The sequence below is a fragment of the Alsobacter ponti genome, from assembly GCF_024294805.1.
Lineage (GTDB): Bacteria > Pseudomonadota > Alphaproteobacteria > Rhizobiales > Beijerinckiaceae > Alsobacter > Alsobacter ponti.
On the sequence record NZ_JANCLU010000021.1, the window covers coordinates 66869 to 79043 of the forward strand.

The window sequence follows — 12175 nt, forward strand, 5'->3', positions numbered from 1 at the left end:
AACCCTTGGCGGCCTGCCCGCATGACGAAATTGGTAGACGTAGCAGACTTAAAATCTGCGGCCTTCGGGTGTGCCGGTTCGAGTCCGGCTGCGGGCACCAGCGCCTTCGAGAGACGGGAAGGGCCGCCGCCTCGGCGAGCGAAGCGTCGGCCCTTGGGGGATGGCTCACGTCGGGGGCGCGCGAGGTCAGGTCCTTAGGACCACGTAGATCGCCGGGATCACCAGCACCGTCAGCAGCGTCGAGGACGCGAGGCCGAACAGGAGCGAGATGGCGAGGCCCTGGAAGATCGGGTCGGCCAGGATCACCGCCGCGCCGATCATGGCCGCGAGCGCCGTCAGCAGGATCGGCTTGAAGCGGATCGCGCCGGCCTCCACGACGATCTCCTTGAGCGAGCGCCCGGCCCGGTCAGCGTGGCGGATGAAGTCGACCAGCAGGATCGAATTGCGGACGATGATGCCGGCGAGCGCGATGAAGCCGATCATCGACGTCGCCGTGAACGGCGCGCCGAACAGCCAGTGCCCGAGCATGATGCCGATGAAGGTGAGAGGGATCGGCGTCAGGATCACCAGCGGCAGCTTGAACGAGCCGAACTGCGCGACGACGAGGATGTAGATGCCGACGAGGGCGATCATGAACGCCCCGCCCATGTCGCGGAACGTCACCCACGTCACTTCCCACTCGCCGTCCCACAGCAGGGTCGGCTTGCTTTCGTCCAGCGGCTGGCCGTGCAGGGCCACGACCGGCTTTTCGAGGCCGCCCCAGTCCGCCTTGGCGATGGCGTCGTTGACGGCGAGCATGCCGTAGATGGGCGCCTCGAACGCGCCGGCGAGTTCCGCCGTCACCATCTCGGCCGGACGGCCGTTGTGGCGGAACACCGGGAACGAGGACGGCTCGCGCTGGACGCTGACCACGTCGCCCAGCTCCACCACGGTGCGGTTGCCCGGCAGCACGTTGGCGGGGACCGGCGTGGCGAGCATGCGCTCGTCGATCACCCGGTTCTCCTTGGAGAGTTCGAGCCGGATCGGGATCGGCTGGCGTCCGCCGCCCCGGTGGGAATAGCCCACGGTCGAGCCGCCCTCCAGCGCGCGGAGCGTGTCGTAGACGTCGCGCTGCTCGACGCCGTGGTACTCCAGATTGTCCTGGTCGAGCGTCACGCGGGCGCGCGGCATTTGCTGGCCGAAGCTGTCGTCCACGTCGACAATGAAGGGAACGCTGGCGAACGCCTCGCGCACCTTCGTCGCCACGGCGCGTCGGGTCTCGGGGTCGGGGCCGTAGATTTCGGCGAGCAGCGTGGCCAGCACCGGCGGGCCGGGCGGCGGCTCGACGACCTTCACCGAGGTCCCGGCCGGCAGGGCGAGGTCCGCGAGGCGGCGGCGGATGTCGAGCGCGACCTCGTGGCTGGCCCGGCTGCGCTCCGCCTTGGGCTTCAGGTTGACCTGCACGTCGCCCAGCTCCGGGGAGGTCCGCAGCGCGTAGTGGCGCACCAGCCCGTTGAAGTTGAACGGCGCCGCCGCACCGGCGTAGGTCTGGAAGGACACGATTTCCGGGATGCTCTCGAGACGCAGGGCGATGTCCTGGAGAGTCCTGTTGGTGTCCTCCACCGAGGCACCCTCCGGAAGGTCGACGACGACCTGGAGCTCCGGCTTGTTGTCGAAGGGCAGCAGCTTGACGGTGACGTTCTTGGTGCCGAACAGCGCCAGCGATCCGAGCGTCGCGACGCCGACGAGCAGGAGGAAGGTCCAGGCGCGCGCCCGGCTGGCCAGGATCGGGGTCGCCACTCTGGCGTAGAGCCTGCCGAGGCGCCCGCCGCCGTGCGCGTCGGCGGCGGCGTGGCCGGCCGCCGCCTTGGCGCCGAACTTCAGCATCAGCCAGGGCGTGAGGATCACCGCCACGAAGAACGAGAACAGCATCGCCGCCGAGGCATTGGCCGGGATGGGGCTCATGTAGGGCCCCATCATGCCGGAGACGAACAGCATGGGCAGGAGGGCCGCCACGACCGTCAGCGTCGCCACGATGGTCGGATTGCCGACTTCCGCGACGGCGTCGATGGCCGCCTGCGAGCGCGACCGCCCGTCGTTCATCGCCCAGTGCCGCGCGATGTTCTCGATCACCACGATGGCGTCGTCCACCAGGATGCCGATGGAGAAGATGAGCGCGAACAGGCTCACGCGATTGAGCGTGTAGCCCATGATCCGCGCGGCGAAGAGCGTCAGCAGGATGGTGGTCGGGATGACCAGCGCCACCACCGCCGCTTCCCGCCATCCGATCGCGAACGCGACCAGCAGGACGATGGAGATGGTCGCCAGGCCGAGATGGAACAGCAGTTCGTTGGCCTTCTCGTTGGCCGACTCGCCGTAGTTGCGCGTCACCGTGACGTCGAGGTCGGCGGGCAGGAGGTCGCCCTTCAGGTGGCCCACGCTTTCGACGATGCGGTCAGCGATGACCACGGCGTTCGCGCCCGCGCGCTTGGCGACGGCGATCGAGACGGCCGGCGTCTGGACGAAGCCGTTCGGTCCGCGCGTCATGCTGGTCACCCGGTTCTCGGCGGGCGAGGTCGCCAGCGAGATGGTGGCCAGGTCGCGGACATAGACGGGCCTGTTGTCGCGTGTCGTGACCAGCAGGTTTCCGATCTCGTCGAAGCCCTGCAGCGTCTGGCCGGCCATCAGCGGCACCTGCCGGCCGCCGTCGCGGACCTGACCCGCCTGGAACGAGCGGTTGGCCCCCTCGATCTTGGCGGCGAGCTGCTGGAGCGTGACGCCGGCCCTTGCCAGCGCCTCCGGATCGGGCTCGACGCGGATCGTCTCCGGCTGCTCGCCGACGAGGTAGGTCAGCCCGACATCGTCGAGCTTGGAGATGGCGACGCGCAGGTCGCGCGCGATCCGAGTCAGGCCGTTGGCGTCCCACCTTGCCGCCGCCTCGGGCTTGGGCGTCAGCGTCAGCACGACGATGGCCACGTCGTCGATGCCGCGGCCGACGATCAGCGGCTCGGGAATGCCGACGGGGATCCGCTCCATGTTGGCGCGGATCTTCTCGTGCACGCGCAGGATGGCGGCGTCCGAACTGGTGCCCACGACGAAGCGCGCGGTCACCATCACCGCGTCGTCCTTCGTCTGCGAATAGACGTGCTCGACGCCGTTGATGCTCTTTACGATGGTCTCCAGCGGCTCGGTGGCGAGCTTGACCGCGTCCTCGGCGCGCAGGCCGTCGGCGCGCACGAGGACGTCGACCATCGGAACCGAGATCTGGGGCTCCTCCTCGCGCGGCAGCGTGACAAGCGCCACGAGGCCGAGGGCGAAGGAGGCGAGCAGCAGAAGCGGCGTCAGCGGAGAGCGGATGAAGAACCGCGTCAGCGCGCCCGCGAGCCCGAGCTTCGGAGGCTGGGAGGGGAGGCCGGTCATGGCGTCACCACGCGGTCGCCGGCGCGCAGGCCCGACAGAACCTCGATGCGCTTGTCCCCCGCGTCGGACGTCGCACGGCCGAGGATGACGGGCACGTCGAGCGGACCGCCGTCGCCGACGACGCGCACGTAATCGATGCCGTTGCGCGTCATGACGGCGTTGGCCGGGACGGTCAGCGCCGTTCGCTCGGCGACCGGGATCCACACGGGCACGCGCTCGCCGACGAAGAAGTCCCCCAGCCCCTCGACCTCGACGTCCGCCAGGACGCGGCCGCCCTCCAGCTCCGGGTACACCTTGACGATGCGGCCGGTGCGGCGCGGCGCGCTGTCGGTGGCCGCCGGGCCGAGCCCGCGCTCGCCGACGCTCACCGGGTCGCCGGCCTTGATGCGGGCAGCGTGCCGCTCCGGCAGGGCCAGCCGCAGGAAGTAGCCGCCCGCGGCGATGCGGGCGACGGTCTCGCCGGGCAGCACGACGGAGCCCGGCGCGGCCGGCACGGTCAGCACCCTTCCGTCCTTGGGCGCGAGCACCTGACCTTCCGTCGACTGCTGCTCGATGACGGCCCGGTCCGCTTTCGCCGCCTCGATCTGGTTCTGCAGCACGTCCACGGAAGTCTTGAGCTGGTCGAGCCGGCTCTGCGTGACCGCCCCGCGGGAGACAAGCGATTGTCCGCGTTCGAGCTCGGTGCGCGCATTGTCGAGCTGGGCGTCGAGCGCCTTCAGCCGCGCGTCCACGGCCTGGAGTTGCAGGGCCAGTTTCTCGTCGGCCACCACGGCGATGACGTCGCCGGCTTTGACGACGCTGCCTTCCTCGACGGTGCGCGACACCAGAGTGCCCCCGGTTCGCACCCGCGCGGGCGCGGTGTCGCGGCTTTCCACCTGCCCGAACACGGCCTTCATGTCCTGGACCGTGGTCGGCTTCAGAACGATCTCACCGGCGAGCGACGGCGTGGCGGCCGCCGCCGTCGAGAGCAGGAGTGCGAGAAAGAGCGCGTTGCGCATGTCGTGGCTCCGGAACGGCGAAAGGCTGCGGCGGGTGGTCGTTTCGTTTGACATATATATTCGAAAGTCCGCATAATTAAGTCATGAACGCGGAAATCGCCAAGCTTTCAGCAGCGGCCGACGAGGCCAGCGAATTCCTGAAGTCGATGGCGAGTCCTGTTCGGCTTCGCCTGCTGTGCGCGGTCGCGGGCCGGGAGGCCTCGGTCGGCGAACTGGCTGCCCTGCTGGGCGTGCGCCAGAGCGTCGCTTCCCAGCACTTGGCGCTGCTGCGCAAGGACGGCCTGGTCAGGTCGCGGCGCGAAGGCCAGACCATGTGGTACGGCCTGGCCGACGATCGCGTCATCCGCATCGTGGACGTGCTGCAGGCGACGTTCTGCCCCGCCCCGGATGAGGCCGCGCGCCCCCGGAAGGGCGGCGCCGCGTAGCGCGGCGCGGCGGGGTTTGGGCCGCCCATCGCGCCGCCCCCGGCGCGAACTCAGCGAAACGCTTCGCCGGTCCTGCAGCCAGCCGCCTTGAAGAACATGGCGGCCGGGCAAAAGCCGGTGAAGGCCGATTGCAGCATGTTCAGGCCGACGAACGCGGTGAACAGCAGGAACCACGGCGAAACGAAGTACACCAGCGCCGCCGAGAGCAGCACCATCATTCCGGCAAAGGCGAGAACCGCGCGATCGAGCGTCATGTCATGTCTCCTTGGGTTGGGCGAGGCGTCTCACGACACCTCCTCGTGGATGTCCTTGAGCTTGGTGATCCCCAGCATGTCGAGCGCCAGCTTCTCGTAGAAGGTCTCGCTCTTGCCCTGCCGGATCTTGCGCAGGAAGTACTTCTCGAAGCCGATCTTGGCGGCGTGCACCCACTTGCCCGACGCCGACCAGTTCACGTTGCGGGGCGGAATCTGGGGCTGGGCCACGAAGGCGATGCCGGTGTCGCCGAAATCCGCGAGGCACACGGCGTTCCATGTCGCGACCGCGTTCGCCGGCTGGCCGCGCAGCAGCGCGGAAATATTGTGGGCGGTAGCCGTCACCATGGACTCAATCATAAACCCGGTCTTGGGCACGCCGACCGGAAGGGGCGTCTTGCCGATCGGCGGAATGGCGACGCAGACGCCGACGGAGAAAATGTTCGGGTACCTCGGATTGCGCTGGTGCTTGTCGGCGAGGATGAAGCCGCGCGGATTGGTGAGGCCCTCGATGCCGCGCACCGCCTCGACGCCCCGAAAGGCGGGGAGAAGCATCGAGAACGCATGGGGCAGCTCGTGCTTCGCCTTCAGCGAGCCGTCTTCGTTCACCTCCTCGACGTGGATTACATCGGGCTCGACCTTCACCACCTTGGCGTTGGTGATCCACTTGATGTGCTTCTCGCGAAGCGCGCTTTCGAGCAGGGACTTGGTGTCGCCGACGCCGTCGAGGCCGAGATGGCCGATATAGGGCTCGGGCGTCACGAAGGTCATCGGCACGCGGTCGCGCACCTTGCGGCGGCGCAGCGCGGTTTCGAGGATAAAGGCGAATTCGTAGGCGGGACCGAAGCAGGACGCGCCCTGGGCCGCGCCGATGACGACCGGACCGCCCGTGGCGGCCAGCTTCTCGAACGCCTCCCGGGCCTGAAGCGCATGGTCGACGTGGCACACCGACTGCGTGTTGGCCGCGGGGCCGAACCCCTCGATCTCGTCGAAGGCCAGCTCGGGGCCCGTCGCGATCACCAGGTAATCGTAGTCGAGGGCCGAGCCGTCGTTGAGTTCGATCCGGTTGTTGTCGGGATCGATCCGCTTCGCGCCCTCGGGCCTAAAGGCGATGCCGCGGCGGTTCAGCACGGGGCCGAGGTCGACCTCGATCTCCTCCTTCTGCCGCCAGCCGACGGCCACCCAGGGGTTGGACGGGACGAAGGAATAGGTCGAGCCCTTGTTGACGACCGTCACCGTGTCTTCGGGGCGGACGGCGTCCCTCAATTCGTAGGCCATGATGGTGCCACCGAGACCGGCGCCCAGGACGACGATGCGTGCCATGTTCAATCCTCCGGTTCAGAGCGCGCCTCTTGTTTCTCCCCCTGGAGACGGGTCTCTGCTCTCCCGGGAACTGATATATTCGAAAATCCGAATATTACAAGAGCGCGCTGTATTGTACCAAAGGTTGTGCCGCTGTCGTCGTGAGGGAACGTTGAATCGGTGTGGGTTCGAGCGGCCCGCCATGGGGGGCGGAACCGCTCGCTGTCCGAACCCCGGGAAGGGGTTCAGTCGCCGGAAGCCGGGGACTCGTGCGGCGCGATTGAGCCGGTTTCCAGCTCCGAAACGCGATCGACGATCGCTGTGATGGCGGCGTCGCCTCGCCCGGGCCAGGCGCAATCGCCGGCCGCTCGCGGCCCGTTCAGCGAAAGCAGGCAGGAGCCGTCCGCGCCGTTCGGGCCTTCCAACGCGAAGGCGATGGAGTCCTCGTCGCAGGTGGCGTGAACGACGGTCAGGGCGTCCGCGCCCTCGATGCCGGTTTCGGCGCGCCGGCCAGAAAACGAAATGGCGAGCGCGGTTGCGCCGGCATCGGTCCGCAGCGTCCCTTCCAGCGAGACGGCTTCGCAGCTTCCGGGATCGAACGCATGGCGGACAGGCGTGCCGGGCGCGGAACGCTCGACCGAGGAGTGGGCCGAGGGTTGCGGGATCGATCCGCCGCCCGACAGTCCGCCGAGGCCGAGGGCGAGAAGCAGGGCGACCGCCAAGCCCGACACGACCGTTCGGCCGGCCCGCGCGGGGCCGGCGGCGACGGGCCGGTCGGCGGCGTCGAAGACAAAGGGGGTGGCGTCCGGCCCGCGGCACGGCGCGCCGATTTCAGGTTTCGGTGACATGACGATGTCCTTGGCGATGTCCGTGAGGGGCTCGGGCGAGGCGGCCGGCTGGGGACCGGCCGGCGAATCCGCCAGACGTCCGAGGCCCTCTTTCGCAACAGCCGGCCGCCGGGGAGGGCGGCCGGGAAAAGTGTCGGTTACAGCGCGTCCGTGAGGCCGCGAGCCCTCGCTCGGCTCGCCCGGGAGGCGCAGATGCAGTCGTCGACGAGCGCGCGCCAGCGATCGTCTTCCGGCGCTGTCTTGGCCGCCGGCTTGCGAAGGCGGTCGGCAATCCGTGACCACGAGCGGCGAAGAGCCGCGCCGTCGACCCTGTCCGCCTTCATCAGCGCGACGATGAGAGGGTCGGCGAAGACCTCGTCGAGTGTCAGTTCCTCGCGATGGGCCATGGCAATCTCCTTTCCGGCAAAAAGGAAGGCGTTCGCCCGGGGCGATTGGCGCCTGGGCGTCCGGAATTCCACTCCTTGACCGTCCTGAATGTAGGTGTTACCAGTCAGTAACAAGCGGGAAGTTACAGACCAGTCACACCCACGTCAAGGGGGCTGGTCGAAATCCGTCGAAGGAGGGTCTCGTGGACGAGATCTGCGCCAAGTCGAAGCCGCGCGATCGCATCCTGGATACGGCGACCGAGTTGTTCCGGCGTCATGGCATCCGCGGCATCGGCGTGGACGCCATCGCCGAGGCGGCCGGCACCAACAAGATGACGCTGTACCGTCACTTCGGATCGAAGGACGAGCTCATCGCGGAGTGTCTGCGCCACCAGGCCGAGAAGTTCGACCGGAAATGGACGGCGATCGAGGCGGCGGGCGACGCGCGCGCCCAGCTGAGCGCCTGGATCCGGCTCGCCGGCGATTATCTCGAGCGCGAGAAGCGCGGGTGCGACCTCGCCAATACGGCGGTCGAGCTTCACGAGGACGACGACCATCCGGCCCGAGCCGTCATCGAGGCGTTTAAGATTGCGCAGCGGGACCGACTCGCGGTGGTGTGCCGGGCCGCCGGCGCGGACGATGCCGAATTGCTCGCGGACACGCTCTACCTGATGCTCGAAGGGGCGCGCGTCAGCCGCCAGAGCATCGGCCCCGAGGGTCCGTGTTCGCGCTTCGTGAAGGCCGCCGAGGCGGCGGTGCGCTCGGCCATCGGCGAGCCCCGGCAAGTCGCCGCCACCTAGCCGCGGCTAGGTCTGGGTCACAAGCCGGCCGCCGCTCTGGTCGCCGGCGTCCCGCAGGGCGCTTTCCAGCACGCGGCCGAGGTCGGCGAGCGTGAACGGTTTGGTCAGCACCGCGCCGTCGTGCTCGAATTCCCCGGATTCCCCGTATCCCGAGGCGATCACCACCGGGACGCCGCGACGCGCCAGCAGTCGCGCCACGGGATCGACCCGCTCGCCGCGCAGATTGACGTCCAGAACCGCCGCGTCGATGGCCGCGTCGCCGGCGAGCGCCAGCCCGCGCGCCACCGTGTTGACCGGCCCGACGACCACGGCCCCGAGATCTTCCAGCATATCCTCGATCATCGCGGCGATGACGGCCTCGTCCTCGACGACCAGGATGCGCTTTCCATCGAGCGGGTCCATGTCAGGGGTCTCCATGTCACGCCTCCGCCAGGCGCGCGACGGGCGCTGTCATCGTGCAGGACACGCCGTCGGGCTCGAAGCCGAGCTGCACGTCGCCGTCGAGGTCGTCGGCGAGGATGCGCGTGATGAGGCGGCTGCCGAAGCCGCGCCGGGCCGGAGGGGTCACCGGCGGGCCGCCGCGCTCGCGCCATTCCAGCCTGAAGCGGGCCGGCGAGCCTTCGACCAGCTCCCATTTCAGTTCGATCGTGCCCTGGTCGTTGGAGAGCGCGCCGTACTTGATGGCGTTTGTCAGCAATTCGTGCAGCGCCATGGTGACGCCCAGCGCCGCCTTGGGCGCGAGCAGCAGGGTCGGGCCCGAGATGGCGATGCGGTGGCGCGCCACCGCCGCCGTCCCGAGCGCGTCCCCGGCCACCTGGGTCAGCGGCGCGTGCGACCAGTTGGTGCGCGTCAGCATGCTGTGCGCCAGAGCCAGCGCGTGCAGCCGGCCTTCAAAGGCCGCGCGCGCCGCCGGCGTCGCGCCGCCGCCCTTGAACGTCTGGTGGGCGATGCCCTGCACGACCGCCAGCGTGTTCTTGACGCGATGGTTGAGCTCGGCCAGCAGAAGGTCGCGCTGAGCGTCGGCGCGGCGGCGCTCGCTGATGTCGACGACGGCGGCGAGCCACAGCCGCCCGGTGGCGGACAGGATGGGACTGAGGCCGATCTCGGCGGGGAACTCCGTCCCGTCCTTCCGCCGCGCGGTGACCACGCGGTCGGCCCCCATGATGCGCTTGCGCCGCTCGCCGCCCTGGCCCTCGCGCATGTCCGCGTGCGCCGCGCGGGAGGGGGCGGGCACCAGGAGCTCGATGGACGCGCCGACGAGCTCGTGCCGCTCGTAGCCGAACAGGCGCTCGGCCTGCTCGTTGACCAGCGTAATCGTGCCCTCTTCGTCGCTGATCACCATGCCGCTGGGAGCGGCCTCGACCGCGAGCCGGAACCGCTCCTCGCTCTCGCGCAGGGCGCGTTCCGCCTCCTCGCGCTCGGTGACGTCGGTGTTGACGCCGATCACGCCCAGGAACTCGCCGGTCTCGCCGAAACGCGGCTCCGCATCGGTGACCAGCACGCGGTAGTCGCCCCTGGCGTTGCGATAGCGCGCCCGCACCTGCGTCGGGGCGCGCCGCGCCAATGCGTCGCCCATCCGGGCCAGGAGGTCGGGCGCGTCGTCGGGGTGTATGGTGCGGGTCCAGTCGAAGGCGCTCGCGCCGTCGATGCCATTGTCGGGGACGCCCCAGAACTCACGCAGCCGGCGGTTGAGGTGGAGGCAACCGCCTTCGGTGTCGCTCATCCAGATCATCGCCGGCGCGTTCTCGAGCATCAGTCGGAACCGCTCCTCGGAGTCGCGCAGGGCCTCCTCGGCGGCGGCGCGCGCCTGGTCGGCCTGGGTCCGCTCGAGGCTGAAGCCGACCTGCCGGGCGATGGTCACCGCCAGCTCGATCTCGCGCGCCGTGAAGGCGTGGGCGTGGTCGTAATAGGTCATGAACTTGCCGACGACGCCCCCGCGCGCCACCAGCGGGATGAAGGCGAGGCCGACGATGTCCTCGGAGAGGATGGCGCGCTTGATCTCGTCGGACTCGTCGGTGGCGGCGATGTCGCTGACGAAGATCGGCTGCGGCGGGCGCTCGCCGCGCTTCCAGGGGGAGTGGCCGTCCACGGCGGCGCGGTAGGCGTCCGACAGGCCGCGCCAGGCGACGAAGCGCATGACCCCGGCCTCGTCGAAAAGCAGGATGGAGGCGCGGTCGCAACTGAGCGCGTTCTCGATGGCGTCGAGGGCGGCGGAGTAGACGTCGGAGGGGGTTTCGGCGCGGTAGAGGCGGTCGGTCAGCTCGTACAGCGCGGCCACTTCATCGGGCTTGCGCGGCGCGAGGCCGAGGGGTCGCGGTGGGGTGATCGGAGCGCGTCTCGTGGCCTTGGTGGGCAAGTCTGGACCTGTCCTGGCTCACTCGCCTTCGAGGGAAATACTGCGAATGATGATCAATGTACGTCGGCCCCGGCGGGCGATCAATAGCCGCTCCGATTAACTTTCGCGCGACGAAGCTTACGGCAAAGCTTCCGCTCGCGTTCTTCTTGTTCTGCGGAATTCCACGACGAATCGATGTACTTCGCCTGCTGTTTCGAACGGAATTCGTCCCTCGTTCGAGACTTCCACTGCTTCGTCGGCGGAATCCGAAACTTCGACACGAACGATGCGGAGGATTGGGCCGCGACCTGCCGGAAGGCTGACGGGCCGCCGCTCAGGCCGTCGCCTCGCCGGTGGCGGCCCAGCGCTCGGCGGCCTCGAAGTCGGCGGCGTCGAAGTGCCGGATCTCCGGGGAGATCAGCACGCGGGCGAAGGCCGGCAGGGCCTTGAGGAGCGGGCTGTCGGACACCACCGCGACGCGCTGCACGTTGCGCTGGTGGTCCTTGACGAAGGCGACGTGCGCGGCGAAGGCGTCGAAGTCCGACCAGCCGGGGAAGTTGGCGGCGCGCAGCACGACGCCGCGCAGCCGGCCCTGGCTCACCACCGGCGCGAGCTGGTCGCGCAGCCGCTCGAAGTCCTCCTGCCGCAGCGGGCCGTCGGGCTCGATCACGACGAGCCCGCGCTCGGGGTCCACCGTGGTGTGAACCATGTGCGCCTCCTGCCATCCCGGCCGGCCCGCGGGGGGCCGGCCTTCGGTGAAACGCGGCGCGCGGGAGCGAGGTTCGCCGGGGCCGTCAGCGGCCCGGGCCGCCCCGTCCGCCGCCCCGGCCGCCGCCGCCTCCGCGACGCACCGGCGCGGCGCGTCCGCCGCCAGAAGGCCGCATGGCGCGCCCGCCGCCCGCGCGCGAGGGCCGGGCGGAGGGGCCGCGCCCGCCCGGGGCGGTGAACCGGCTCGGGCCGCCGCGATTGCCGGAGTAGGCCGGTCGCGGAGCGCGCGGCGCGCTCGCCTTGGGGCTCGGCCGCGTGGCCGGCCGCGTGGCGGAGCCGCCGCCGGGCCGGGTCGCCGGCCGGGTCGTCGCGCCGCCGCCGGGCCGCGTGGCCGGGCGCTCGAAGCCGCTGCCGCCCGGGCGCGTCGCCGCGCCGCCGCCGGGCCGTGTCGAGGGGGCGAAGCCCTGCCCGGGCCGCGCGCCCGGCCGTCCGCCCGCTGCGATGCCGCCGGCCACGCCGCCGGCGATCGCGCCTGCGCCGTTGCCGCCAAGACCCCCACCACCCGGACCGCCTCCCGGTCCGCCGCCGGGTCCGGCGGGCAGGGTCGCCGCGCCGGGTCCGCCGGGTCCGCCCGGTCCGCCCGGCCTGCCGAGCGCCGGCTTGCTGCCCTGGCCGGGCCGATAGCGGTTGCGGTCGGGCTGCCAGGGATTGGTGTTGCCGATCAGGTTGCCGCCGCCGCCGGGC

Annotated in this window: 11 protein-coding genes, 1 tRNA gene and 1 pseudogene; 3 read left to right on the forward strand and 10 right to left on the reverse strand. The window is 70.2% G+C overall.

The features are described from left to right. The first annotated feature begins 15 nt into the window (after positions 1-15). Positions 16-100 (forward strand) — tRNA-Leu (locus NK718_RS18240). 86 nt (positions 101-186) lie between these two features. Here the strand turns inward: NK718_RS18240 and NK718_RS18245 are convergent. Together NK718_RS18245 and NK718_RS18250 are read right to left on the reverse strand one after the other, a co-directional pair. Further along, positions 187-3399, reverse strand: a complete 3213-nt coding sequence (locus NK718_RS18245; protein WP_254745236.1) for an efflux RND transporter permease subunit — start codon at positions 3397-3399, stop codon at positions 187-189. Further along, positions 3396-4397: an efflux RND transporter periplasmic adaptor subunit gene (locus NK718_RS18250; protein WP_254745238.1), complete on the reverse strand. Its 1002-nt coding sequence runs from the start codon at positions 4395-4397 to the stop codon at positions 3396-3398. The genes NK718_RS18245 and NK718_RS18250 overlap by 4 nt, the downstream gene beginning before the upstream one ends. Positions 4398-4480: 83 nt before the next feature. Between NK718_RS18250 and NK718_RS18255 the strand changes: the two genes are divergently transcribed. Beyond that, a complete protein-coding gene (locus NK718_RS18255) occupies positions 4481-4822 on the forward strand; it encodes an ArsR/SmtB family transcription factor (RefSeq protein WP_254745240.1) in 342 nt (113 codons plus the stop codon). A 50-nt stretch (positions 4823-4872) separates the two neighbouring features. On the opposite strand, the gene NK718_RS18260 is transcribed toward NK718_RS18255, so the two are convergent. From NK718_RS18260 to NK718_RS18275, 4 genes are all read right to left on the reverse strand, one after another. Beyond that, positions 4873-5076 carry a YgaP family membrane protein gene (locus tag NK718_RS18260; protein ID WP_254745242.1) on the reverse strand — a complete coding sequence of 68 codons (204 nt, stop codon included), beginning with the start codon at positions 5074-5076 and terminating at the stop codon, positions 4873-4875. Between the two features lie 30 nt (positions 5077-5106). Next, entirely contained in the window at positions 5107-6396 is a 1290-nt protein-coding gene (locus NK718_RS18265) for an NAD(P)/FAD-dependent oxidoreductase (protein WP_254745244.1), read from the reverse strand. Between the two features lie 224 nt (positions 6397-6620). After that, entirely contained in the window at positions 6621-7223 is a 603-nt protein-coding gene (locus tag NK718_RS18270) for a hypothetical protein (protein WP_254745246.1), read from the reverse strand. 137 nt (positions 7224-7360) lie between these two features. Then, a complete protein-coding gene (locus tag NK718_RS18275) occupies positions 7361-7609 on the reverse strand; it encodes a hypothetical protein (RefSeq protein ID WP_254745248.1) in 249 nt (82 codons plus the stop codon). Between the two features lie 182 nt (positions 7610-7791). Between NK718_RS18275 and NK718_RS18280 the strand changes: the two genes are divergently transcribed. Next, a complete protein-coding gene (locus tag NK718_RS18280; RefSeq protein WP_254745250.1) occupies positions 7792-8388 on the forward strand; it encodes a TetR/AcrR family transcriptional regulator in 597 nt (198 codons plus the stop codon). A 6-nt stretch (positions 8389-8394) separates the two neighbouring features. Here the strand turns inward: NK718_RS18280 and NK718_RS18285 are convergent, their stop codons facing one another. The 4 genes and pseudogenes from NK718_RS18285 to NK718_RS18300 all read right to left on the reverse strand — a co-directional run. After that, entirely contained in the window at positions 8395-8805 is a 411-nt protein-coding gene (locus NK718_RS18285) for a response regulator (RefSeq protein ID WP_254745252.1), read from the reverse strand. 1 nt (position 8806) lies between these two features. Then, positions 8807-10744: a PAS domain S-box protein gene (locus NK718_RS18290; RefSeq protein WP_254745254.1), complete on the reverse strand. Its 1938-nt coding sequence runs from the start codon at positions 10742-10744 to the stop codon at positions 8807-8809. A gap of 313 nt (positions 10745-11057) precedes the next feature. Continuing rightward, positions 11058-11432, reverse strand: coding sequence for a SpoIIAA family protein (locus tag NK718_RS18295; protein ID WP_254745256.1), 375 nt, complete (start codon positions 11430-11432; stop codon positions 11058-11060). Positions 11433-11517: 85 nt separating this feature from the next. Continuing rightward, positions 11518-12175: pseudogene (locus NK718_RS18300) on the reverse strand (hypothetical protein); the annotation flags it as partial.

Bases quoted from the DNA above. Each gene is read 5' to 3' on its own strand.
- NK718_RS18245 (WP_254745236.1), bottom strand. From the start codon at position 3,399: ATGACCGGCCTCCCCTCCCAGCCTCCGAAGCTCGGGCTCGCGGGCGCG.
- NK718_RS18250 (WP_254745238.1), bottom strand. From the start codon at position 4,397: ATGCGCAACGCGCTCTTTCTCGCACTCCTGCTCTCGACGGCGGCGGCC.
- NK718_RS18255 (WP_254745240.1), top strand. From the start codon at position 4,481: ATGAACGCGGAAATCGCCAAGCTTTCAGCAGCGGCCGACGAGGCCAGC.
- NK718_RS18260 (WP_254745242.1), bottom strand. From the start codon at position 5,076: ATGACGCTCGATCGCGCGGTTCTCGCCTTTGCCGGAATGATGGTGCTG.
- NK718_RS18265 (WP_254745244.1), bottom strand. From the start codon at position 6,396: ATGGCACGCATCGTCGTCCTGGGCGCCGGTCTCGGTGGCACCATCATG.
- NK718_RS18270 (WP_254745246.1), bottom strand. From the start codon at position 7,223: ATGTCACCGAAACCTGAAATCGGCGCGCCGTGCCGCGGGCCGGACGCC.
- NK718_RS18275 (WP_254745248.1), bottom strand. From the start codon at position 7,609: ATGGCCCATCGCGAGGAACTGACACTCGACGAGGTCTTCGCCGACCCT.
- NK718_RS18285 (WP_254745252.1), bottom strand. From the start codon at position 8,805: ATGGAGACCCCTGACATGGACCCGCTCGATGGAAAGCGCATCCTGGTC.
- NK718_RS18295 (WP_254745256.1), bottom strand. From the start codon at position 11,432: ATGGTTCACACCACGGTGGACCCCGAGCGCGGGCTCGTCGTGATCGAG.